Here is a 23278-nt window from a genome sequence, read left to right on the forward strand (position 1 = left end):
CGCCGTCCCGGTCATGACGGCCGGGAAGTGCCGGCCTGTGCCGCGCGCAATTCGGCCAGGTCCCGGCGGATTGCCTTGAGTTCCTCCAGCATGGCGCTCTGGTCTGATGCCATCGCCTCGCGGTTCGCTGTGGCTTCGGCTTCGTGTTCCTCCTGCATGGCCGACACGATGATGCCGATGAACAGGTTGAGCACGGTGAAGGTTGTGCAGGCGATGAAGGGAATGAAGAACGCCCAGGCCATCGGGTGGACTTCCATCACCGGACGGACGATGCCCATCGACCAGCTTTCAAGCGTCATCACCTGGAACAGCGAGTAGGCCGAAGCCGGAATCGAGCCGAACCAGTCGGGAAAGGTCTCGCCATAGAGCTTCGTCGCCATCACCGAGAAGACGTAGAACACCAGGGTCAGGAGCAGCATGATCGAGCCCATGCCGGGAAGCGCGCTGACCAGCCCGCCGACAACCCGCTTGAGCGACGGCACCATGCCGATGATCCTGAGCACCCGGAGAATGCGAAGCGCCCTGAGCACTGACAGGCTGCCGGTGGCCGGCACAAGCGCCACCCCGACGACCACGAGATCGAAGATCCGCCAGGGATCGCGAAAGAAATCAAGCCGCCAGGCGACAAGCCGCGCTGCCACTTCCAGCACGAAGACGCCGAGAATAATCCGGTCGAGCAGCATCAGCAGCCCGCCGAAACGCTGCACGGCTTCCGGAACGGTTTCGAGCCCGAGCGTGATCGCATTGATGACGATCAGGGCGGTGATGACGCTTTCGAAGCGCCGCGAAGACAGGAGGTTTTTCAGCTGGTCCATGAAACGCATGTGGGTTGGGATGACGACCATTGATATGAGGCCGCACCGCCCCCCCGTCAAGCCAACTCCTGGCTCCGGGCGGCTTGACACCGTCGCTGAACAGCGCCAAGGATCGTTGGGCATCAGCGGGTGTAGCTCAATGGTAGAGCAGAAGCTTCCCAAGCTTAAGACGAGGGTTCGATTCCCTTCACCCGCTCCACGCAATTCGCATTGGCCACGACCCCTGTTGCTTCGGCGAACCGAACCCATTCCGGAGCGGCCGGGTGCGGAGTTTTCTCCCACAGATGCGTGTTGGAAACCAGCTGTCCCAACGCCCGCCACCCGGCAAACGACATCATCAGCCAGTAGGCCGGCGTCAGCAGGACCCACCAGGTTTTCAGCCTGGTCCTTTCATGACCGGTGAACCCGCGCCATCCCATGGCGATGAACGTCAGGTAGCTGCCGCCGATATTGGCCAGGTCGATCCACATCAGCGCGCTGTGCAGAGCGGAGACCGATGCTGCCGAACTGCTGGCAAGCCAGGTCAGGGTCACCGCGATGAAGATGAACATCAGCGGATGCGCCAAGGCTGATACCAGCATGCCCGCGATCAGTAGCTGAAAGACCGAAAATCCGCCCGGTCCAAGCGCCTTAACCGTATGCAGGGGCCGGCGCATCGCCACAAGCCAGGTCTGGGCCCATCCCTTGAGCCACCGGGTTCTTTGCCGGGTCCATACGTCAAGTGTGGCCGGTGCCGTCTCCACCGTGGCGCATTTCAGCGTGCCTGTGAGATACCCGTGGGCATAGAGCCTGAGGCCGAGATCCGCATCTTCGGTCACATTATGCGGATCCCATCCCCCCGCCGCCTCGAGCGCCGACCGCCGGAAGTGATTTGACGTGCCCCCGAGCGGGATCGGCAAGCGGTTGCGCGCCAGAAAGGGAATGAGAACACGGAACAGGCCGCTGTATTCGAGTGCGAACAGTCCCGAGATCCAACTTGTCCTCAGGTTTGCGATTGCAAGCGGTGCCTGTACGCAGCCAAGCCGGGCGTCGCCGTCGCGAAAGGCGGCCCAGGCTTCGCGCAGTTGTCCCGGTGCCGGCTTGTCCTCGGCATCATAGACCGCAACCAGCGAGCCGCGCGCGCCCTGAAGCGCATATTGCAGGGCCTTGGGCTTGGTCTGCGGACCGAAATCCGGTGTGCGGACGATCTCGCTTTCAGGTCCGAGACTCTGTGCCTGCAAGGCCGAAATGGTCGCCTCGTCGTCGGTCTCGCAGACATACTTGATGTCGAGCAGGCTCTTGGGCCAGCTGAGCGCCGATATCCGCGAGACAATCGCCGGCACCATGGCGGCCTCGTCGTGCAGGGCGATCAGTACCGTGTAGACCGGCAGCCCGGTGTCGCCGCTCTGGTCCGCCGGGGGCGGGTGCATCTGCTTGAAGCCGGACGCCACCAGAGCGCTCAGCCGCAGCAGGATGCCGCCGGAGAAGAACAGTGTCAGAACCACATGCAGCACCGTGAAGGCTGCGAAGGGCCACAGCATGAAGCCCGTTGCGGAGAGGTACACCACCATCCCCAGCAGGAATCCCTGCGGACCGGTCATCACCCGCCGCGCGCTCGCATCGCGCCAGTCCTGGTCGAGCTCAAAGGTGATCCTGCGCACCCGGTCAGCGGCGTCGGCCTGCCAGACCGCCTTCCGGATAGTGGCGGGGGAGGCCACCGCGAGACTGTCACGCAACCCGGGCATGTCGCTGAGCCGCCTCCGGTAGTCGTCCAGCTGCCGCGCCTCGGGAACGATGACGGTGATTTGTCCGCCTGCACGGGAAAGCCTGAGCGGTCCGTCACGGTGCAGCAGCACATCCATGGATGGTAGCCGGATCACCTCGCCCGGATCAATCTCCGCGATATAGGCGAGGCCGAGTTCGCGGGCCAGCCAGCGATAGTAGAGTTCGGGATCGATCAGGCCTTCCGCCATCAGCTCCTTCTCGATCGTCGTGGCATTGGCCCGGGCGGCCTGTGTCGCGGCTCTGATATGGGGCTTGCCTATCCCGCATCCGAGAAAGAACCCCGCCTCGGAGCTTTCTTCCCGTATTCTGGGATGCACCCGGATCGGAATCCCCGGAGTTTGTCCCTTGCCCGCACCATCGATATCGGCCAATTGCCGGTCGGTTCTGCCGGGAAGTGGATGATCTGAGCTTTCGCTTGGAGCCATGACTCTGATACACACAGGGCGGTTGCAGCAGGATACTAAATCTATGGTAGTGGAAACGCGCATGAATGCACCCCTAATATTCCGGGGTATATCGCGCATAACGTGTGCCTTGGTGGTTTTTTTTACTGTCGCTCTGCCTGTCGCGAGCGCCGATGATATTCTCGTGCCAAATTACACGGACCCGCGCGAACGCATTCCGGTTCCCGACCTAATGGCCTACAACCGCATCCGCTTCGTCACCACCGTGGATTTCCCGCCTTTCAGCTTTCTTGATCAGACCGGTCACCTTGCCGGGTTTCACATCGATCTTGCACGGGCGATCTGCGAAGAACTCGATCTGCTGCCGCGGTGCCAGATCCAGGCGCTTCCATGGGGCGAGCTTGAGGGCGCGTTGGTCAAGGGGCAAGCCGAAGCGCTGATATCGGGTCTAGCGATCACCGCTGAAAGCCGCAACAAGTACCGCTTCACCCGCCCCTATCTGGCCCTGCCGGCACGCTTTGCCGTCAGAAAGGACGCCGGCCCTGAGGGCGACAGCGCCAGCGCACTGGATGGGCTGCGTGTCGGCGTCCTTGGCGGAACAGCGCATGAAGCCATGATGCGCGATTGGTTTTCCGGCACCAGGCCCGTCACCTTCTCCAGGCAGGACTGGATGTTCGAGGCGCTCAAGGCCGGTACTGTCGATGCCGTGTTCGGTGACGGGCTGCAATTGTCGTTCTGGCTTTCCAGCCAGTCGGCGGAAGCCTGCTGCCGGTTTTTTGGCGGCCCGTATTTCTCGCAAGTCCATCTTGGCGAAGGACTGGCCATCGCGGTGCGCCCGCGCGACGCGCCGCTTCGGCAGGCCTTCGACCATGCGCTCTCGGCGCTCAATCGCAATGGCCGCTTCACCGAACTCTACTTGCGCTGGTTCCCCAACGGGCTTTACTGATCCAGCGTCGCCCGGGGTTTCGCCTTCGGCGGGAACCGGAAAGGCAGGACCAGTGCCCAGCCAAGACCGGCGGTGCGGCTGTCGCGCCACTCCGACAGGCCGATCTCGATGCCGGTGTCGCCGCGCCTTGGGGTTTCGGTGTAGGTGGAAAACAGCCTGTCCCAGATCGCCAGGTTGAACCCGTAGTTCGAATCCGTTTCGCGCGGATCGGTGGAATGGTGGATCCGGTGCATGTCAGGCGTCACGATGAGCAATCGCAGCACGGCGTCCGCGGCCTTGGGCAGCTTGATGTTGGCGTGGTTGAACATCGCGGCGCCGTTGAGCACGATCTCGAAGACCAGAACCGCCACCGGCGGAGCACCGAGCGCGATGATGACGGCCGCCTTCCAGAACATCGACAGAACGATTTCAAGCGGATGAAACCTCAGCGCGGTCGTCAGATCGAAGCCGGTATCGGCATGGTGCATGCGGTGAATGCGCCACAGCCATTGCCATTTGTGGCTGACCACGTGCTCGAGCCAGACCGCGAAATCCAGAACGATGAAAGCGAGGATGCCGGCCACCCAGAGCGGCAGCTCGAGCAGCGGGAACAACCCATACCCGTTCGCCTGCGCCCACAACGCGGTGCCCACCGCAGCCAGTGGAAAAACGATCCTCAGTGCCACGGATGACAACACCACCATTGCCAGATTGGTCATCCAGCGCCGGGATTTCAGCGCCCCGCGCATCTCGTCGCGCTCGAGCCGCGGCGCCAGCAGTTCGATGGCTGCGAGCGCGATGAATATCGTGGAAAATGCCAGAAGCCGGATCACCGGCTCGGACAGGCCGAACAGCGTCATTGTGCGCCTCCGTTTCGTGGTCGGGCTTTCTCATGCCACAGCCGGTGGCCGCTGGCGAAACACGATCCGGTGAAAGCCTGCGACACGTCGGCGCGGGCCTTCAGCACCACACGACAGAATGGATGGCGGTGAAAGGATCAGGCGCTTCTGAACCGGGCAATCGCCCCGCGTTCGATCGCCGCACAGGTGAGCTTGTCGAGTCCCAAGCGGTCGCGCACCATCTGCAGGAGCCGGATTTCCTCCTGCTGGATGTTGTAGTCGGCCGACGCCACCTCCACCGCCAGGGCGTAAGCCGTATCGTAGAGCTTCGGCGGGACGGCGTCACGGACCACCTCGAGCATGATGTCGAGCCCTTCCGGCCCCTTCAGCAGTTCGGCCGCGGCGCGGGTGACGCCGATCAGCCGCTCCGGATCAAATCCGTCGAACACCGGCAGGAAAGTGACCAAGCGACCGATGCGCGCCAGTTCAGCGTCGTTCATGGCCTTGTCGACGGCGGACATGGTGACCATCAGATAGATCAAGGCATCATGTGTGGTAACACGTTCGGTCATGGGCAGTTTCTCTCCTGAATTTTCACGATAGATAAGAAAGCTGGCGGCATCGCACAAGCCGTCGGGCCGTAAAACTCCGGACGGGCCGCCTGGCGGCTCACCGCCGCCATGAACGGGCTCATCCTATTGGCTCGCCCAGATGATGCGGGCGATCCAGTCGATTTCGCTGACATCGAAACTGCGGTTCGGATGATCGGGGTTGAGCGAAATCAGCTCGACCGATTTCGGCGTTTGCCGGTTGAGCACCTTGGCCATCACTTCGCCTTCGCGGGACCGGACCACCACACGGTCCCCGCGGCGGATCTGGGCTCCGGGTTCGACGATCAGGATGTCGCCATCCCGGTAAAGCGGCAGCATGCTGTCGCCTTGCACCTCCAGCGCATAGACCCCCGGCCTGTCGGACGGCTGGGCGGGGAAATCCACCACATCCCAGCCCTGCCCGGCGGGGAAGCCGCCATCATCAAAAAATCCGCCGGAGCCGGCCTGCGCGAAACCAAGTAGCGGAATCGAACCTGCCTGCGGCGGAAAGGCGCCTTCGGGAAAGCTGCTTTCACCCGGTGTCGGGCTGCCGCGCACCAGGCTCAGGAACTCCTCGAGCGAGGATCCGGTGGCATCCAGCACCTTGGCTAGAGATTCTGTCGAGGGCCAGCGGTCGCGGCCGTCAGTGCCGCATCGCTTCGATTTGTTGAAAGCCGTCGGATCCAGACCGGCGCGCCGGGCAAGTCCCGAGGCCGTCAAACCGTGGCGTTCGGCAAGCGCATCGAGCGCTGACCAGATGCGTTCATGCGAGAGCATGGTCCAGGTTCCCGCTGTTCAGAACATAGGCCGGGCTGATTAACAAAGGCCCGAATAGGGCTTTTCTACATGATCAGCTGCGGTCAAGTAAAGCCAACTAGGAAAAATATCCTCACTCTTTCGCTGTGTGCGAACAGCCTTGCCACCTTGTTCAATGCGGCCGGATCGGGCTTCGGCCGGTGGTCAGCGCCTGATCCAGCAGTTCGATCCGGTCCTGCCCCCAGAAAGGCTCGCCATTGAGCACATAGGTGGGCACCCCCACGGCGTCGGCTGCAATGGCATCCTGCGAATTGCGCTCGCGAATGGCGGCGATTTCGTCGCTCTTGGCATCAAGGATTGCCGGTCGCGCATCGAGCCCGACCTGTGACAGGTAGGAGGTTAGCACCCCTTCGTCGGCAATGTTGTCGTCATTGGCCCAGACCCCGGAGAGCACCTTGCCCATGAAATAGCGCGGATCGTGGCCGGTCTCCACCAATGCAATGATGATCCTGTCGGCAAGCGAGGCGTCCACCGGCCAATGCAGCGGCGTGGTCTTGATCGGCAGGCCGCGCCAGGCGGCAAGGCGCTGCAGCTCGATCAGTCGCAGCCTTTGCCGAACCGGTGGCCGCTGGCCGGGAGGAACCGCGCCGGAGACAGCCCACAAGGCCGACAGGTTGACCGGCTTGTAATTGAGCGTGGCCTTGTGTTTTTCCGCGACTTCGCAGATCAGGTTGTGACCGAGATAGGTGAACGGCGACGCGCAGTAGAAATAGTAGTCGATGACCGGCATCGTGTGGACCTCCCTTTTCCGCCCGCGGTGCCGAAAGCACTGGGCTCCGGCAACGCGCTCCTGGCAACCTGGCCTTCCATCATGCTTTCCTGAAGTTAATTTTCTAGCTATCAGAGGGGGCGAACCTGCTCGTGCGCTGCATCCGCCCGGGCAAGGCCTGATAACTGGTCTCGAAGCCGGTGCTTGATAAGGAATTCTTCCGGTGACACGGGACACAGACACGGTAACGCAGGCCAACAGGCTTGCCTGGAATGCATCGGCGCATCGTCACCGGCAAAGCGAAGAGTGGCGGCGGCAACTCTCGGGCTTCGCCGATCCGGCGTTCTCGACTTTCGATCCTACGGTGACTGGCGTACTCGCCGGAAATGGCGTCAGCGGTGCACGCGCCGTGCAGATCGGCTGCAACAATGGTCGGGAAACCTTGTCGATGCTGGCTCTGGGTGCTGTGCAGGCCACCGGTATCGACCAGTCCGACGCCTTTCTCGCCCAGGCGGAGGAATTGCGCGCTGTCTCGCCGCATGGCGGCAAGGCCCGCTTCGTCTGTGCCAATGCCTATGCGCTGCCCGGCGAACTCGAAGGCCGGTTCGACCTGGCGCTGATCACCATCGGCGTGCTCAACTGGATGCCGGACCTGACGCGTTTCCTGGCGGTTGTCTCCTGGCTCCTGGCGCCCGGCGGACGGCTGGTCATTTACGAAACCCACCCGGTGCTCGACATGTTCGAGCCCCATGGCGAGGACACCCATTCGCTGACATATTCCTATTTCCGGACCGAACCGTTCATCACCGAGGACGAGATTGTCTATGACGGCTCGGAGACCGCAAAAGCGCCGCCGTCCTGGTGGCATTTCCACACCATGGGCGACATCGTCACCGGATGCGTCAAGGCCGGATTGCGGATCGGGGAACTCAGGGAGTATCCCCATTCCAACCGGGAGACCGCTTACGACATCTATGTCGGCAACGAGGCGCAGCTGCCGCTGTGCTACACGCTGGTCGCCACGAAGCCCTGACAACAAAAAAACGGGCCCGAAGGCCCGTTTGAATGTCTCTGCAAACGCGGAAGTCTCAGGCGGCTGCCTTGTCCTCACGGTAGGGATTGAACCGGCCGTAGAAGGTTTCGCCCTTCTCGGCCATCTCCACCAGCAGCTTCGGCGCGCGGAACTGCTTGCCGTACTTGCGGGCCAGCACCTTGCACATGTCGACAAAGGCTTGCGCGCCCATGGTGTCGATGTAACTCAGCGCACCGCCGGTGTAGGGCGCGAACCCGAAGCCCAGGATGGTGCCGATGTCGGCCTCGCGCGGATCGGTGACAATGCCCTCTTCCACCGTGCGTGCAGCTTCGAGTGCGATTGCCGCCAGGTAGCGGTTCTGCAGTTCCCTGACATCGACCTTGGCCGGGTCCTGCTGCGGATAGAGCGTCTTCAGTTCGGGCCAGAGGTGCTTCTTGGCGGGCTTTGCCGGGTAGTCGTAGAAACCCTTGCCGTTCTTGCGGCCAAGCCGGCCTTCCTTTTCGACCATCCGCTCGACCAGCGCCAGATGACGCGGATCGACAGCCTTTTCCCCAAGGTCGGCAATTGTGGCGCGAACGATTTTCAGCGAAAGGTCGATGGCCACCTCGTCGTTGAGCGACAGCGGACCGACCGGCATGCCGGCCATTTTCGCCGCATTCTCGATCATCGCCGGCGGCACGCCTTCGGCCAGCATGTTGTAGCTCTCGTTCATGTAGCGCAGCACGCAGCGGTTGACGAAGAAGCCGCGTGTGTCGTTGACCACGATCGGCGTCTTCTTGATCGCGGCGACATAGTCGAGCGCCACGGCCAGTGCCTTGTCCGAGGTCTTGCGGCCGAGAATGATCTCGACCAGCATCATCTTGTCGACCGGCGAGAAGAAGTGGATGCCGATGAAGTTTTTCGGCCGCTTCGAGTTCCTGGCAAGCCCGGTGATCGGCAGCGTCGAGGTATTGGACGCGTAGACCGTGGTCGGCCGGATCTGTGCTTCGATCGATTCCGTCACCGCTTTCTTGACATCACGGTCCTCGAACACGGCTTCGATGACCAGATCCGCATCCGACAGGTCGGCGTGATCGGTCGACAGGCTGATCAGCGATAGCAGCTTCTCGCCCTCTTCCTTGGTTGTCTTGCCCTTCTGGACGCCCTTCTTGACCAGGTCTTCCGAGTAGGACTTGCCCTTGGCGGCAGCCTCCATGTCGCGATCGATCAGCACCACCGGAATGCCGGCCTTGGCCGTCACATAGGCAATGCCCGCGCCCATGAAACCGGCGCCGACGACGCCGATCTTGCGGAACTTGGTCGGCTTGATGCCTTCCGGACGGCGCGCGCCCTTGTTGATCTCCTGCAGCGAGACGAACAGCGAACGGATCATCGACTGGGCTTCAGGGGTCTGCAGGATATGGCTGAAATAGCGCTGCTCGATCTTGAGGCCGGTGTCGATGGGAACCTGCAGGCCTTCGAACACGCATTGCAGGATCGCCTTGGCGGCTGGGTAGTTGTCCTGGGTCTCGCGCCGCAGGATCGCAGAAGCCGCGGGCCACAGCTGTGCGCCCTGCGCCGACCAGACCTGGCCGCCGGGCAGCTTGAAGCCCTTGACGTCCCACGGGGCAACCGGCGACAGGCCGTTCTTGATCATCGCCTTGGCGGCAGAAACCAGTTTCTTGGGTTCGACAACCTCATGAATCAGGCCCATCGCCTTGGCCTTTGCCGGCGTCAGCGACTGACCGGTGGTCATCATCTGCAGCGCGTCCTGGGCGTTGGTCAGGCGCGGAACCCGCTGGGTGCCGCCGGCGCCCGGGAAGATGCCGACCTTGACTTCCGGCAGCGCCATCTTGACCGACGGCGAGTCCGCGGCGACACGCCCATGGCAGGCAAGCGACAGTTCAAACGCGCCGCCCATGCACACGCCGTTGATCGCCGAAACCCACGGTTTGCCGCAGGTTTCGATCTTGCGGTACAGCTGGCTCATGCGGCCGACCTGATCGAACAGCATCTGCTGGGCTTTTTCGGGGTTGTTGCGCTTTTCTTCCGCCATGCCGGCGAGCAGGGTCTTCATCATCGTCAGGTCGGCGCCGCCCGAGAAGGTCGACTTGCCGGAGGTGAACACCACGCCCTTGACCGCGTCATCGGCGACGAAGCGATCGACCAGCGCATCGAGTTGCTCGAGCGCTGCTTGCGTGAACACGTTCATCGACCGGTCGGTCATGTCCCAGGTGACGAGCGCGATGCCGTCGCTGTCGACGTCTACTGTGTAAATTTCATTGCTCATGATTGTTCTCCGGGTATCAGACGCGTTCGATGATCGTCGCGGTGCCCATGCCCGCGCCGATGCACAGCGTGACAAGGGCGGTGTTGAGATCACGGCGCTCGAGTTCGTCAAGCACGGTGCCGAGGATCATTGCGCCGGTGGCGCCGAGCGGATGACCCATGGCAATCGCGCCGCCATTGACGTTGATCTTGTCGGACGGAATGTCGAAGGCCTGCTGGAAGCGCAGGACAACAGAAGCGAAGGCCTCGTTGAGTTCGAACAGATCAATGTCCGAAATCTTCATCTTGGCGCGCTTGAGCAGTTTCTCGGTGACATCAACCGGTCCGGTCAGCATCAGCGCCGGATCGGAACCGATATTGGCGAAGGCCTTGATCCGTGCGCGCGGCTCGAGACCCATGGTCTTGCCGCCCTTTTTGGATCCGAGCAGCACCAGCCCGGCGCCATCGACGATGCCCGACGAGTTGCCGGCATGGTGAATGTGGTTGATGCTCTCGATTTCCGGGTGCGCCTGGATGGCGACCGAGCCGAAACCGCCCATCTCCGCCATCATGCCGAAGGAAGCGTTGAGGCTTGCAAGCGTCTGCATGTCGGTGCCCGGACGCATGTGCTCGTCACGATCGAGAATGGTCAGGCCGTTGATGTCCTTGACCGGAACCACGGACTTCTTGAAATAGCCCTTCTCCCAGGCATTCGCCGCGCGCTTCTGGCTCTCTACCGCATAGGCGTCGACGTCGTCGCGGGAGAAGCCGTATTTGGTGGCGATCAGGTCGGCCGAAATGCCCTGTGGCATGAAATAGGCCGGGATGTTGACCGACGGATCCATGAACCAGGCGCCGCCCTGGGCGCCGATGCCGATGCGCGACATCGATTCCACACCGCCTGCGATGACGATGTCGTCGGCGCCATAGGCGATCTTGCCGGAGGCGAGATTGATGGCGTCGAGGCCGGATGCGCAGAAGCGGTTGATCTGGATGCCGGGCGCCTCGGTGGCGTAGCCGGCTTCGAAGGTCGCCGCCCGGGCGATATCGCCGCCGGCTTCGCCGATGGCGTCGACGCAGCCCATGATGATGTCGTCGACCTTCGCGGTGTCCAGGCCGTTGCGGTCGCGCAGCGCCTCGAGCATGTGCGAGGCGAGCCGCACCGAAGGCACTTCGTGCAGGCTTCCGTCCTTCTTGCCGCGGCCCCGCGGGGTGCGGACGTGATCATAGACAAATACATCAACCATTGCGGTGATCTCCAGGTTTTCGTGTTCGGGTCAGGCGGTTGCGGTGGCGGGATCCATCCCGCTTGGCATCAGGTCTTCGGGTCGCTTGTAGCCGGGCAGGGCGGCGATGCGGTCCAGCCATGCAGCAATGTTGGGATAGGCGTTGAGGTCCATGCCGATCTGGTCGGGCCAGAACAGGTAGCCGCAGATCGACAGGTCCGCGATCGTCGGATGGCCGGAAACGATGAAATCGCGCCCCTCAAGATGCTGGTCCAGCACCTTCCAGGCGCCCACGGCACGGGCATGAAAGAACTGCGTCACCGGATCGTCGGTCTTCTTCTGAAACAGGCTCATGAACCGGTAGGTCGCGACATAGCTGGTCAGCTTGTGGTTGTCCCACAGCAGCCAGCGCAGGATTTCCCGGCGTTCAGCTTCATTTGCCGGCCCGAAGCGGTCGAGCTCCCGCGACAGGTAGTCGAGGATGGCTCCGGATTGGCTTAGCACCACATCGCCGTCCGGCTTGTGGTGCGTCAAGACCGGAACCTCGCCCATGACGTTGAGCGCCCGGAATTCCGGCGAGCGTGTCTGGCCGGTAAAGAAGGCTACACGGCGGGGCGCCCAGTCCGCGCCGGCAAGCTCGAGCATCAGCGCCGCCTTGTAGGCGTTGCCGCTCTCTAAAAAGCAATCAAGTGTGAATTCGGCCATTGGCTTACAGGCTCCTTGCGATCAGCAGTTTCATGATCTCGTTGGTGCCGCCATAGATCCGCTGCACCCGCGCGTCGCGGAACATCCGCGCCACCGGATATTCGTTCATGTAGCCGTAGCCGCCATGCAGCTGTACGCATTCGTCCGCCACCTTGCACTGCAGATCGGTGGTCAGGTACTTGGCCATCGAGGCGGTGGTCGAGCTGAGCTGGCCCTTCAGGTGCTCGCCGACGCAATGATTGACGAACACGCGCGCCATGGTGGCTTCGGATTTCAGCTCCGCCAGCTTGAACTGGGTGTTCTGGAACTCGATCACGGCCTTGCCGAAGGCCTTGCGTTCCTTGACGTAGTCGATGGTGATCGCCAGCGCCCGCTCGATCATCGAGATCGCCTGGTTGGCGATCAGCAGCCGCTCCTGCGGCAGTTCCGTCATCAGCTGGGCAAAACCCTGGCCTTCCTCGGTGCCGAGCATGTTGGCGGTCGGGATCCGCACATCGTCGAAGAACAGCTCCGACGTGTCGTTGGATTTGAGCCCGACCTTGTCGAGATTGCGGCCGCGGCGGAAGCCTTCGACCTCGTCGGTCTCGACCACCATCAGCGAGATGCCCTTGGCGCCCTTGGTCGGATCGGTCTTGGAGACGACGATGATCAGGTTGGCGTGCTGGCCATTGGTGATGAAGGTCTTCGAGCCGTTGATGACGTAGTGATTGCCATTTTTCCTGGCCGTGGTCTTGATGCCCTGAAGGTCAGACCCTGCGCCGGGTTCGGTCATGGCGATGGCGCCGATCATCTCGCCCGACGCCATCTTGGGCAGCCATTTCCGCTTCTGCTCCTCGGAGCCGAAATGCAGAATGTAGGGGGCGACGATGGCGTTGTGCAGCGCGATGCCGAACCCGTCGGTGCCGGTGCGTCCGAGCGCTTCGATGATCGCCGCCTCATGGGCGTAGGTGCCGCCCGAACCGCCGTATTCTTCCGGGATCGCCGCACACAGCAGGCCGGCGGCGCCCGCGCCTTCCCAGGCGCTGCGGTCGACCATTTCCTGTTTCTCATAGCGGTCGTAATGCGGAACCACTTCGGCTTCCAGCCAGCGGCTGGCCATGTCCGCGAGCATGGCGACGTCGTCTTCCATCCAGTCCGGACGGGGTACGCCAAGCACTTCCGATGGCAATGTCGCCATGTCTTCCTCCCAGAAAAATCCGGCGGGCGGCTATGCGCCCGCCACCGTTTCAATCAAGCAGGCGGACCCGGCCTAGAAAGCTTCCGCAGCCAATTCCATCATGGTATCGGCGCCGGTCTCGATGCGGGTCTTGCGCAGCGAGGTCTCCGGCATGATGCGTTCCATGAAGAACTTGCCGACAAGCAGCTTGGAGGCGAGGAATTCTTCCTTGCCGTCTGCGCCGTTGTCGCGCTTTTCGACTGCCGCCTTGGCCATCAGCGCCCACATGTAACCCAGCGCCACCAGCCCGAAGAGGTGCATGTAGTCGGTCGAGGCCGCCCCGGCATTGTCGGGCTTGGCCATCGCGTTCTGCATCAGCCACATGGTCGAGGCCTGCAGGTCGTTGAGGCCCTTCTTCAGGCTCTTGGTGTAGAGCGCCAGTTCTTCGTTGCTGCGGTTTTCCTCGCAGAAATCGCCGACTTCCTTGAAGAACGCCATCACCGCGCGGCCACCGTTCTGGCCGAGCTTGCGGCCGACGAGGTCGAGCGCCTGGATGCCGTTAGCGCCCTCGTAGATCATGGCGATGCGGGCGTCGCGGACATACTGGCTCATGCCCCATTCTTCGATGTAGCCATGGCCGCCGAACATCTGCTGCGCCATCACCGCGTGATCGAAGCCCTTGTCGGTGAGCACGCCCTTGACCACCGGGGTGACCAGGGTCAGCAGGTCGTCGGCTTGCTGGACGTCCGCTTCGACTTCGGACTTGTGGGCGACATCGGATTTGAGCGCGGTCCACAGCATGAAGGCGCGCCCGGCCTCGTTGAAGGCGCGGATGGTCATCAGCGTCCGGCGCACATCGGGATGCACGATGATCGGGTCGGCCTTCTTGTCCGGCGCCTTCGGCCCCGACAGCGACCGGCCCTGCAGACGCTCGCGCGCATAGGCAACGGCGTTCTGGTAGGCGATCTCGCCCATTGCCTGGCCCTGCAGTCCGACGCCGAGGCGGGCCTCGTTCATCATCACGAACATCGCCTTCAGGCCGGCGTTCTCCGTGCCGATCAGGTAGCCGGTGGCTTCGTCGTAGTTCATCACGCAGGTGGCATTGCCGTGGATGCCCATCTTCTCTTCAAGCGAGCCGCAGGTGACCGGGTTGCGGTCGCCCAGCGAGCCGTCGTCGCCAACCATGAACTTCGGCACGATGAACAGCGAGATGCCCTTCACGCCTTCAGGCGCGCCCTCGATGCGGGCCAGAACCAGGTGGATGATGTTGTCGGACATGTCGTGTTCGCCGGCGGAGATGAAGATCTTCTGGCCGGAAATCTTGTAGCTGCCGTCACCCTGCGGCACTGCCTTGGTGCGCAGCAGTCCCAGATCGGTGCCGCAATGCGGCTCGGTCAGGTTCATCGTGCCGGTCCAGATACCTTCGATCATCTTGGGAAGGAATTTGGCCTTCTGCTCGTCCGAGCCGTGTTCGTGGATCGCGGCAACCGCGCCCTGGGTCAGGCCGGGATACATCATCAGCGAAAGGTTGGCCGAGATCATGTACTCGGAGACGGCCGTGTGCAGCGCGTAGGGCAGGCCCTGGCCGCCATACTCGGGAGACGCGGCAAGGCCGAGCCAGCCGCCTTCACAATATTGCTTGTAGGCCTGCTTGAAACCCTTCGGCGTCGACACGGTTGCGTCGTCATGCCGGGTGCAGCCTTCCTGGTCGCCGACCTGGTTGAGCGGAAACAGCACTTCCTCGGAGATACGTGCGCCTTCCTGCAGGATGGCCTCGACGATGTCCGGGCTTGCATCCGCAAATCCAGGCAGATTCATGTAGCGCTCGTATCCGAGCACATCATTGAGAATGAAAAGCGTGTCATCGACCGGCGCCTTGAAGACTGGCATGGATCCTCATCCCTTGTAGTTTCGTCGCCTCGGGCACGATAGCCCGGCGATCCCCGTACCGCTGCTTACTAAATTTTGACGTTTGCGTAAACGTCAAAAATGGAGCAAATCAGGTCTGCGTATGCATCCTGATCCCAATATCTATTAAAAACTAGTGATTTTTTGATGACGGCCTCTCGGAAAATCAGAAAAACAAGAGGCCGGGTGAATCAAAATGGACCCTTCGCAGTACCTTCGAACGGGCGTCGTGGCGCCTCAAGCCGGGATGGCGGACGCGATGGACAACAAAAAACCCGCCTTTTGGGCGGGTTATCGTGAATGCGTTGGTGGCGGGCTTGCGTCTATTCTGATTCGGCCAGCATCTCGCGGACCACCGCTATGGTCCGTTCAAGCTCTTCGATGGCGGTGTTGATGGTGGCGCGCTGGTCCTCGAGCACCCGCATCTGCGCCTCGCCCTTTGACAGGGCCACCTTGAGCTGGGTGACATTCTTTCCGCGCGGATCATACAGGTCGATCATCCGCTTGACCTCGGTCAGCGAAAACCCGACCCGCTTGCCCAGAAGGATCAGCTTGAGACGGGCCCGGTCGCGTTTTGAGAAAAGCCGTGTGACGCCGACCCGTGTCGGCTTGAGCAGGCCCTTGTCCTCGTAAAACCGTAAAGTTCTCAACGTGACGCCGAATTCTTCGGCCAGATCGCCAATTCTGTAGACCGCCTCGTCATGGTCCGCGCTGCTGTCACTCATCTCATTCATCGTTGGCCAAAGCCGCCATTTTTCCTATTTCCGAAAGCTCGATCGCGGTGTGACATTATACCTTACGTCACGTCAAGTCGCCGCGGTTTCACACGTCCGGACAGAAGAAAAGTAACCTTGGTTAACGGGTTGTTTACCACGTTTCGCAGAATGTGGGCGCGAAGAGCAGTAAGCCCGGATTCGTTGTATCTTGTTGTTACCGGTTTGAAGTCTGGCTTTTCGGTGTCGGGATTTTTCCCTGCGGCCCGGAGAGCGATATGGATGTGCTGCGGACGGGGGTGGGGCGTCAGGCCCTGGTCAACAACGCGAAGCGGAAATAAAAATGAACGGATCGCGATCTCATTCAAGCAGGCCGGGTGCAGGCGGATCCTCGCTGGATTCGCTCAACCGCACAATCGAGAGCCTGGAAGCGCGGATTGAAACAATGATGGGCCGCGGCGACACTGCAGCAGCAGCCGGCAGGTATCCGGCAAAGGCTCCGCAGGTCCCCGCGCCAAAGCCGCAGTCTTCCGGTCTGGGCGGCGACCTTCTTGATGACATTCGTGCCCGGCAGCGGGCTCTCGAAGAGGCGCAGCGCGGCGGGTCGGTCAAGGCTGCTGCAGCGTCGCATGCCGCAGCGATGCCCACAGGCCGCGATGCGCAAACCCGTCAGCCCGCCCGCAAGACCGCCGCCGATCCTTTTTCCGCCGCGCGTCAGGATCCAAGACCCGATCTGAGCCAGCAGCTCATCAATGAGATGACGGCGCTCCGCCGCGAGATGGGCGAGCTGCGCAAGGAAGCCCGCGATCAGTCGCTGCCCAGGGAACTGCGCCGGGATCTTGCAGGCATTTCGGCTTCCATCGACGCGCTCGGCACTCAGGACGGTGGCGCGGACGCGCTCCGGCACGAGCTCGATTCCATGCGCGAAATGGTCGATCAGCTGGCCCGGGAAGAGAGTGTCCGCTCGCTTGAATCCCGTTGGCAGTCGATGGAGGAGCAGGTCTCCGGCCTCGACATGGCCGCGCTCCGCGAGGAACTCGTCAACCTGGCCTATCGCGTTGACGAAATCCGCGAATTCCTGGCAGGCATGCCCGCATCCGGTCAGGGGCAGGCAATCGAGGACAAGATCGCCCAGCTTTCGCAGGCAATCGAGACGATGACACGGCAGGCCGTGTCCGCCAGCCCGGATTTGCCGGAGCAGTTCGATCTGCTCGGCGCACGGCTTGATGAAATCACCCGGGCCATCGCGGCCCTGCCGGCTCCGACGTCGGCCGCTGTCAACAATGCTCCGTTCGAGCGGCTTGAGGCCCGTCTGGCCTCCGTCGCCCAGAAAATCGACGAACTCGAACCTGCTGCCGTCGAAACCGAGATCGGCAGCCGCATCGAGCATCTTGCGGCGCGCGTTGCCCAGCTGGCCGACGAGGAAGCCATTGCCCGCCTGGATGCACGGATCGAAAATCTCCAGTCCTATCTCGAGCACGGCGCCCGCGATGACCGCATGCCCGAGCTGGCCGACTATCTCAACGACATCACCGGCAGGATCGAGGCCCTCGACGCACGCGGCGTGGATGACTCCCTGATCGCCCGGCTGGACAATCTGGCCCATCAGATCGAAAGCCTTTCCATCCCGGCGCCGCAGGTTGGCGCCGTGCCGGAAGCTGTCATCGGCCGTCTGGAAGCGCTGATCGGCCGCGCCGAGGCGACCGTGTCGCGCAGCATCGATCCGCTGCCCGGCCTCGAAACGCTCGACGCCCGGCTCGCCGAAATCGCGGACAGGCTGCAGCAGGCGGAAGTCTCCGCCGCCGGCAACGCCATGCAGCCGGTGAGCGGGCTCGAAAACGTTGAGGCCCAGCTCGCCGAAATCTCCGCCCGCCTGGACCGGCCCTATCTGGATCAGGTGCCGGCAATGATGCCCGGGATCGAGAACCTGGAAGCCAGGCTGGCCGATATCGCCGACCGGCTCGACATGTCGAGCAATGCCGGTACCGGTCCGAGCGACCAGGCGATGCGCGGCCTCGAAGACCAGATCGCCAATCTTTCCCGCCTGATCAGCTCGGCGCCTGCGGGTGCGGGAACAGAGGCTTTCGAAGAGCGCCTGGCCTCCATCGAGGAACACCTGGCAACCAGCGACGAATTTGTCGTCGAAGCCGCCCGTCAGGCTGCGGAAGCGGCGTTGTCGGCCTATTCCGGCCAGATGGGCAGCACCCCGTCGCCGCAATCCCTCGCCAATATGGAAGTCATCACGGCGCTTGCCGACGATCTCAGGGCGCTGGAGGGTCTGAGCCGGAAGACGGAAGACCGGACCACCCGTGCGTTCGAAGCCGTCCAGGAAACCATGCTGAAGATCGCCGGGCGCCTGGAACGTCTCGACGCTCCCTCGCCGGCGTTTCACCAGGCCGCAACTGGTGCGCATGGCACGGGCGAAGCTGTGATGCCGCAGGCTTCGGTTCAGTCGCTTGACGATGTCATGCATCTGGCGGCAGACCATGAGGACACAGGTTCCGGAATGAGCCGTCCCCAGGTGGAGACGAAGGCGCAACCGGCGCGCTCTCCCTCCGAGGCCGCAGCACTGGCCGCGGCCTACGCGAACAGCCAGGGGGCGGAAGCTCACGACGACGAAGGGCTTTCGCAGTCCAGCAGCGGCGGCGAAAAGTCTTTCCTCTCGGGTTTGGCAGCGCGTATCAGGCCGGGCAAGGACCAGTCCAAGACCCAGGCCGAGCCGCAGTTTACCGAAGACGATTCTCCGCCGCTGGATCCATCGATGGAACTGGATGCGGAGACCGCCAATATGCCGCTCGAGCCCGGATCGGGCGCGCCGGACATCAACCGCATTCTGCAGAAGGTCCGCGAAGCCCAGGCAGCCGAACGCCAGCGCGGCGGTAGCCCGGCTGACAATGGTTCGGAAAAATCCGAGTTTCTCGCTTCCGCCCGCCGCGCCGCCATGGCCGCGGCCGCCGAAGTGGAAACCATCGGCAAGAGCCGCAAGAGCGGTGGTGGCGGAATGCTCGAGGTGCTCAAGTCGCGCCGCCGCCCGCTCCTGATGGCTGCCGGCGCGGTCTTGCTGGCGATCATGTCCTTCCCGCTGGTTTCCGGCCTCATCTCCGGGGGCAATGAGGAAATCGCGGCTGTCGAGCCGGCAATTGTCGAGCCAGCCGATACCGTCGAGCAGACCTCAATGTCTGGCGATGGTCCGGACATGATGGCCGAAACGCAGGATCAGCAACCGGTCGTCGAAGCACGGTTGCCCGAGGTGAGGGTGATCGAACCCGGCTCGGATCCGCAATCACAGATGACGGAAATGGCGCCGGAAGCGACATCGCTGGAATCCACGGCGGCAATAGCCCCTCTTGAGGAAGCGGCGCCGGCAAGCGATGAGGTGCTGACCGCCGCGCTGGATGCGCTGCCCCAGGATGCAGCGACTGGCGCGCTCAAGGCCGCAGCGGCTGCCGGCAATCCGCTGGCTTTCTACGAAATCGGCGCCCGCTTCACCGAAGGTCGCGGCGTCCCGGTCGATCTCAAGTCGGCGGCGACCTGGTATCAGCGCGCTGCTGATCTCGGCCACGCACCGTCCCAGTACCGGATTGCCAATTTCTATGAAAAGGGCAGTGGCCTCGAGCGCGATCTCGATGCCGCCAAGAAATGGTACCAGCTCGCAGCCGAGCAGGGCAACGCCAGCGCGATGCACAATCTCGCAGTGCTCTATGCCACCGCCGGAGCCGTGCCGGATTACGAGAACGCCGCCGAATGGTTCGGCCGCGCCGCCGAAGTCGGCGTCCGTGACAGCCAGGTCAACCTCGCGATCCTCTATGCCCGCGGCGACGGCGTTCCGCGCGACCTCGAAAAATCCTACAAATGGTTCGCCATCGCGGCCAATGACGGCGATAAGGATGCCGCAGTCAAGCGCGATGAGGTGTTCAACGCGCTTCGTCCCGAGCAGGTCGAGGCGGCCCGCGCTTCGGTCGCCAACTGGACGGCACAGCCGATTGATCCGGATGCCAACGAGGTTGAAGTGCCGGCATCCTGGCAGGGGGCATCCACCGAAACCGCGTCGGTCGACATGAGCAAGGCGATCCGCAACATCCAGGGCATTCTCAACAACAATGGATTTGATGCCGGCGCACCCGACGGCGTGATGGGCAAGAAGACAGTTGCTGCGATCAAGCAGTTCCAGGCTTCCATAGGCATGGAGCCGACTGGTGAAATCGACGACAAGCTGGTCAGGGAACTGCTCGCGCGCAACGGCTGAACCGGTTCGCGGGGCGGTCGCCCCGCCAACCGGAAATTGCCGTGAAATGTCTGCTCTCGCGGCCGCACCGACCGTGTGCGTGTCCGCCTGGCCGGGGAAATTGAGCGGCTTCGAATATACGTCGATTCAAGATCTTACCGCACCCGGTTGTGCATCAGGCAGCACAGGTGGAGCCTCCATGTCCCTGTTGGCGCGGAAAACCTTGCCCACACCGCCAAAACCGTGCCCGGAAGACGTCAACCTATTTGACTCGCATCGCCGAAACGCGCAAAACCGTTCTGTCGGACTATCCCCGGCGCAACTCTTTTTCCTGTCATTGACGCCCGGGGGCGCAAGGTGACCATTTACCTGCCGATCGCAGAATTGTCGGTCAATATCTTCGTCATCCTCGGGATGGGCGCGGCAGTGGGTTTCCTGTCCGGCATGTTTGGCGTCGGCGGTGGCTTCCTGATCACGCCGCTCTTGATCTTCTACAATATTCCACCCGCCGTCGCCGTTGCCACCGGCGCCAATCAGGTTGTCGCGTCGTCGGTTTCTGGCGCCCTGGCACATTTCCGGCGCGGCACGCTTGATATCAAGCTCGGACTTGTTTTGCTGGTCGGCGGTTTGGCCGGCGCGACGGTCGGCATACAGATATTCTCCATGCTGCGCCGTCTTGGCCAACTGGATCTGATCATCTCGTTGCTCTACGTCGTGTTTCTCGGGTCGGTCGGCGGGCTTATGCTCTGGGAAAGCATCATTTCGCTTCGCCGCGCCGCCAAGAACAAGCCGGTGTCGCTGCGCAAGCCCGGCCAGCACAACTGGGTACATCGACTGCCGTTCAAGATGCGCTTCAAGCGCTCCAAGCTCTATCTCAGTGTCATCCCGGTCATCATGCTCGGCTTTGCCATTGGCGTTCTCACCTCGGTGATGGGGGTTGGCGGCGGCTTCATCATGGTCCCGGCGATGATCTATCTGCTGCGTATCCCGACCAGTGTCGTGATCGGAACATCGCTGTTCCAGATCATCTTCGTCACTGCCTTCACGACGGTTGTGCAGGCGGCGACCAACTTTTCGGTCGATATCGTCCTGGCATGGCTGTTGATGATCGCCGGCGTGATCGGTGCGCAATATGGTGTCCGCGTCGGCCAGAAGATGCGTGGCGAACAATTGCGCGCCGGCCTTGCGTTGCTGGTTCTTGGCGTTGGCATCCGTCTCGGGTTCGACTTGGTGTTGCCGCCCGACGAAATCTACTCCGTGGTCAGCGGGAGTTTCGGCTTCTGATGCGCTGCGTGGTCCTGCTGTTTGTTGTGTCTGTATTTGCGAGCCTCCCGGCCGCGGCTCAGCTCGCCGACCCGTCCGTGACGATCAACGACAAGTTTTCCGAACGGATCGACATCGGAATTTCCACCAACGAGATCGCCATCACCTCGGATTTCTCCGGCGCCGACATCACCGTCTTCGGTGCGATTGACGGTGCCGACGAATTGCTCCTCGCCACGTTTGCCTATGACGTGGTTGTTGCCCTTGAAGGCCCGCGCAAAACCTCGACGGTGCGGCGCAAGGAGCGCGTCGCGGGGATCTGGATCAACCGGCATTCGATCCGCTTTGAGCCGATTCCGGCATCCTATTCGATGTCGAGCACCCGGCCGCTGCCCGATATTGCCAATCTGATGGAGCTAGCCTCGCGCGATATCGGCATCGACAACATCCGGCTTGTACCCACCGGCGGCGTCGGCGACGGTTCCCGGCTGACCGAGTTTCGCGAGGCTTTGCGGCGCATCAAGCAGGCCAGCGGCCTGTACCAACGCGATCCGACCGGCGTCCAGTTCATCTCAAAGGCGCTGTTCCGCGCCACCGTCCGGCTTCCGGCCAATATTCCGGTCGGCCAGCACAAGGTCCGTGCGGTTCTTTACAAGAACAACCAGTTCGTCATGGAAAAGGTGATCCCGCTTCGGGTGGTCAAGACCGGCCTGGAGCAGTTCATCTACAACTTCGCCCATGTCTATTCGCTCGCCTACGGTGTTATTGCGGTGCTTCTTGCCACCCTGACCGGATGGCTGGGCAGCGTCATCTTCCGCAAGGATTGACCGTCGGATGGACCGGATAGGCGATGCATCCGAATCGCCACGGTGCGAGGCGCGTGTTTTAAGTTATCTGCGAAAAAGACTGCGAAGCCGCTCGACAATGCCTGCCGACGCGGCTGGAGGAGTAGGTTGTGGCTCTGCATGAGCTGTAGGGGGGGGCGGAAAGACTTTCCGCGGTCTGATATGCTCGCTCGCAAGTTCAAAGACCTTCACGACGTCTGTTGATATTTCCTTGTCGCCATAGCGGCCGTGAAACGTCTTGATTTCGGGGCGGGCCTGCAATGATTTACTGAACTCCAACGCGTGTGAAGCGTCGCCTTTGTAGCCAACCACCAGAAGGTGCGGCGTAGAGCGCCGGAATGTGTAGACCTCAAGCAGTTGGACACCGGCGCTTTGGAATTGTTTTTCAATTTCGTCGATGTAATGCGGGTTGGTGTCGACGCACACTCCTCCTCTATAGTGCTGAAAGATTACCAACCCTCCGTCTCGAATTTTGGCCAGAGCATCGTTTAACGTTTCGGAGTATGGTAATTCGTCATCTGGCCATGTGACGTAGTGTGCAGCCTGATCTTCGGTTTGTTGGGCTACAAAATCAGCCTGGATTGTCTCCCGCCTGATTTCATCCGGATGGAAGCTGGAAACATAGAGCAGATCGTATCGCCCGTCAGGGATATCAACCAATGCTGCCCCAGCATCACCATGATAAAACGTCAATCCGCTCCCTTGGCAGACCGCCGGAGTGAATGACAGGTTGATGTCGTTCAAGGTGAGGGTGCAGTCGCTATTATAAAACCAAGACTCTTCGAAAGCTTCGCCTGCGCCCAGCGAAAGCACGTTCTTGCCACTCAGATCATACCGATGAACTAGGCCAAGCATGGCGTCCTTGCAGAGATCGCGATTGACTGTACGGAGGTTAGAGAAGAACAGGTCCGGTGAGAGCTCAAGTTTCTGCATGAAAGATCCCGCATTACTAAAAAATTTGGTGGACGATACGCTTCATCGGGCCGCTGCTCTAGCAGTACAAAATATCGCAGACAACCCCCTCCACAAGAGTACACATTTGTGCTCACCCCAAGCGACCTTCCTAAAGCGCTGGAGCCGACAGGGCAAGCTGTT

At 62.0% G+C, this 23278-nt stretch carries 18 protein-coding genes and 1 tRNA gene; 6 read left to right on the forward strand and 13 right to left on the reverse strand.

Annotated features, from left to right (window positions below; genetic code table 11):
- Positions 1-11: 11 nt before the first annotated feature.
- The gene (locus tag O4H62_RS21125) at positions 12-815 is read right to left on the reverse strand and encodes an ion transporter (RefSeq protein WP_269390925.1); all 804 of its coding nucleotides are present in this window, start codon (positions 813-815) and stop codon (positions 12-14) included.
- Between the two features lie 125 nt (positions 816-940).
- Between O4H62_RS21125 and O4H62_RS21130 the strand changes: the two genes are divergently transcribed.
- Positions 941-1014, forward strand: a tRNA-Gly gene (locus O4H62_RS21130).
- On the opposite strand, the gene O4H62_RS21135 is transcribed toward O4H62_RS21130, so the two are convergent.
- A complete protein-coding gene (locus O4H62_RS21135; RefSeq protein ID WP_269390821.1) occupies positions 980-2950 on the reverse strand; it encodes a glycosyltransferase family 2 protein in 1971 nt (656 codons plus the stop codon). The genes O4H62_RS21130 and O4H62_RS21135 overlap by 35 nt on opposite strands.
- A gap of 217 nt (positions 2951-3167) precedes the next feature.
- Between O4H62_RS21135 and O4H62_RS21140 the strand changes: the two genes are divergently transcribed.
- Positions 3168-3929, forward strand: a complete 762-nt coding sequence (locus tag O4H62_RS21140) for a transporter substrate-binding domain-containing protein (protein WP_269390822.1) — start codon at positions 3168-3170, stop codon at positions 3927-3929.
- On the opposite strand, the gene O4H62_RS21145 is transcribed toward O4H62_RS21140, so the two are convergent.
- The 4 genes from O4H62_RS21145 to O4H62_RS21160 form a co-directional block, all read right to left on the reverse strand.
- Positions 3923-4768 (reverse strand): sterol desaturase family protein, encoded by an 846-nt coding sequence (locus O4H62_RS21145; RefSeq protein ID WP_269390823.1) that lies wholly within the window; start codon positions 4766-4768, stop codon positions 3923-3925. The two genes, O4H62_RS21140 and O4H62_RS21145, sit on opposite strands and share 7 nt — an antisense overlap.
- Positions 4769-4905: 137 nt before the next feature.
- Complete coding sequence (locus O4H62_RS21150; protein ID WP_269390824.1) at positions 4906-5319, reverse strand: tellurite resistance TerB family protein; 414 nt, start codon at positions 5317-5319, stop codon at positions 4906-4908.
- A gap of 123 nt (positions 5320-5442) precedes the next feature.
- On the reverse strand, positions 5443-6114 hold the full coding sequence (locus O4H62_RS21155; RefSeq protein ID WP_269390825.1) for a helix-turn-helix transcriptional regulator: 672 nt from the start codon (positions 6112-6114) through the stop codon (positions 5443-5445).
- A 151-nt stretch (positions 6115-6265) separates the two neighbouring features.
- Complete coding sequence (locus tag O4H62_RS21160) at positions 6266-6883, reverse strand: 2-hydroxychromene-2-carboxylate isomerase (RefSeq protein WP_269390826.1); 618 nt, start codon at positions 6881-6883, stop codon at positions 6266-6268.
- A gap of 202 nt (positions 6884-7085) precedes the next feature.
- On the opposite strand from O4H62_RS21160, the gene O4H62_RS21165 reads away from it, so the two are divergent.
- Positions 7086-7895, forward strand: coding sequence for a class I SAM-dependent methyltransferase (locus O4H62_RS21165; protein ID WP_269390827.1), 810 nt, complete (start codon positions 7086-7088; stop codon positions 7893-7895).
- A 55-nt stretch (positions 7896-7950) separates the two neighbouring features.
- Here the strand turns inward: O4H62_RS21165 and O4H62_RS21170 are convergent, their stop codons facing one another.
- From O4H62_RS21170 to O4H62_RS21195, 6 genes are all read right to left on the reverse strand, one after another.
- On the reverse strand, positions 7951-10164 hold the full coding sequence (locus O4H62_RS21170) for a 3-hydroxyacyl-CoA dehydrogenase NAD-binding domain-containing protein (protein WP_269390828.1): 2214 nt from the start codon (positions 10162-10164) through the stop codon (positions 7951-7953).
- Positions 10165-10180: 16 nt separating this feature from the next.
- On the reverse strand, positions 10181-11389 hold the full coding sequence (locus O4H62_RS21175; RefSeq protein WP_269390829.1) for an acetyl-CoA C-acetyltransferase: 1209 nt from the start codon (positions 11387-11389) through the stop codon (positions 10181-10183).
- Between the two features lie 30 nt (positions 11390-11419).
- Complete coding sequence (locus O4H62_RS21180) at positions 11420-12073, reverse strand: glutathione S-transferase family protein (RefSeq protein WP_269390830.1); 654 nt, start codon at positions 12071-12073, stop codon at positions 11420-11422.
- Positions 12074-12077: 4 nt separating this feature from the next.
- Positions 12078-13250, reverse strand: a complete 1173-nt coding sequence (locus O4H62_RS21185; RefSeq protein WP_269390831.1) for an acyl-CoA dehydrogenase family protein — start codon at positions 13248-13250, stop codon at positions 12078-12080.
- 72 nt (positions 13251-13322) lie between these two features.
- On the reverse strand, positions 13323-15119 hold the full coding sequence (locus O4H62_RS21190) for an acyl-CoA dehydrogenase C-terminal domain-containing protein (protein ID WP_269390832.1): 1797 nt from the start codon (positions 15117-15119) through the stop codon (positions 13323-13325).
- Between the two features lie 341 nt (positions 15120-15460).
- Positions 15461-15862 carry a MerR family transcriptional regulator gene (locus O4H62_RS21195; protein ID WP_269390833.1) on the reverse strand — a complete coding sequence of 134 codons (402 nt, stop codon included), beginning with the start codon at positions 15860-15862 and terminating at the stop codon, positions 15461-15463.
- A 331-nt stretch (positions 15863-16193) separates the two neighbouring features.
- Between O4H62_RS21195 and O4H62_RS21200 the strand changes: the two genes are divergently transcribed.
- The 3 genes from O4H62_RS21200 (at position 16194) to O4H62_RS21210 (ending at position 22165) form a co-directional block, all read left to right on the forward strand.
- Positions 16194-20096 (forward strand): peptidoglycan-binding protein, encoded by a 3903-nt coding sequence (locus tag O4H62_RS21200; RefSeq protein WP_269390834.1) that lies wholly within the window; start codon positions 16194-16196, stop codon positions 20094-20096.
- A gap of 336 nt (positions 20097-20432) precedes the next feature.
- Positions 20433-21359 (forward strand): sulfite exporter TauE/SafE family protein, encoded by a 927-nt coding sequence (locus tag O4H62_RS21205; RefSeq protein WP_269390835.1) that lies wholly within the window; start codon positions 20433-20435, stop codon positions 21357-21359.
- Positions 21359-22165, forward strand: a complete 807-nt coding sequence (locus O4H62_RS21210) for a TIGR02186 family protein (protein ID WP_269390836.1) — start codon at positions 21359-21361, stop codon at positions 22163-22165. Before O4H62_RS21205 ends, O4H62_RS21210 begins: the two co-directional genes overlap by 1 nt.
- Positions 22166-22228: 63 nt before the next feature.
- Here the strand turns inward: O4H62_RS21210 and O4H62_RS21215 are convergent, their stop codons facing one another.
- Complete coding sequence (locus O4H62_RS21215; RefSeq protein ID WP_269390837.1) at positions 22229-23116, reverse strand: hypothetical protein; 888 nt, start codon at positions 23114-23116, stop codon at positions 22229-22231.
- Between the last annotated feature and the right edge of the window lie 162 nt (positions 23117-23278).

The sequence above is a fragment of the Parahoeflea alexandrii genome (genome assembly GCF_027214025.1).
In the GTDB taxonomy this organism is placed as follows: domain Bacteria; phylum Pseudomonadota; class Alphaproteobacteria; order Rhizobiales; family Rhizobiaceae; genus Hoeflea; species Hoeflea alexandrii_A.

Bases quoted from the DNA above. Each gene is read 5' to 3' on its own strand.
- O4H62_RS21125 (WP_269390925.1), bottom strand. From the start codon at position 815: ATGGACCAGCTGAAAAACCTCCTGTCTTCGCGGCGCTTCGAAAGCGTC.
- O4H62_RS21145 (WP_269390823.1), bottom strand. From the start codon at position 4,768: ATGACGCTGTTCGGCCTGTCCGAGCCGGTGATCCGGCTTCTGGCATTT.
- O4H62_RS21150 (WP_269390824.1), bottom strand. From the start codon at position 5,319: ATGACCGAACGTGTTACCACACATGATGCCTTGATCTATCTGATGGTC.
- O4H62_RS21155 (WP_269390825.1), bottom strand. From the start codon at position 6,114: ATGCTCTCGCATGAACGCATCTGGTCAGCGCTCGATGCGCTTGCCGAA.
- O4H62_RS21160 (WP_269390826.1), bottom strand. From the start codon at position 6,883: ATGCCGGTCATCGACTACTATTTCTACTGCGCGTCGCCGTTCACCTAT.
- O4H62_RS21170 (WP_269390828.1), bottom strand. From the start codon at position 10,164: ATGAGCAATGAAATTTACACAGTAGACGTCGACAGCGACGGCATCGCG.
- O4H62_RS21175 (WP_269390829.1), bottom strand. From the start codon at position 11,389: ATGGTTGATGTATTTGTCTATGATCACGTCCGCACCCCGCGGGGCCGC.
- O4H62_RS21180 (WP_269390830.1), bottom strand. From the start codon at position 12,073: ATGGCCGAATTCACACTTGATTGCTTTTTAGAGAGCGGCAACGCCTAC.
- O4H62_RS21185 (WP_269390831.1), bottom strand. From the start codon at position 13,250: ATGGCGACATTGCCATCGGAAGTGCTTGGCGTACCCCGTCCGGACTGG.
- O4H62_RS21190 (WP_269390832.1), bottom strand. From the start codon at position 15,119: ATGCCAGTCTTCAAGGCGCCGGTCGATGACACGCTTTTCATTCTCAAT.
- O4H62_RS21195 (WP_269390833.1), bottom strand. From the start codon at position 15,862: ATGAGTGACAGCAGCGCGGACCATGACGAGGCGGTCTACAGAATTGGC.
- O4H62_RS21200 (WP_269390834.1), top strand. From the start codon at position 16,194: ATGAACGGATCGCGATCTCATTCAAGCAGGCCGGGTGCAGGCGGATCC.
- O4H62_RS21210 (WP_269390836.1), top strand. From the start codon at position 21,359: ATGCGCTGCGTGGTCCTGCTGTTTGTTGTGTCTGTATTTGCGAGCCTC.
- O4H62_RS21215 (WP_269390837.1), bottom strand. From the start codon at position 23,116: ATGCAGAAACTTGAGCTCTCACCGGACCTGTTCTTCTCTAACCTCCGT.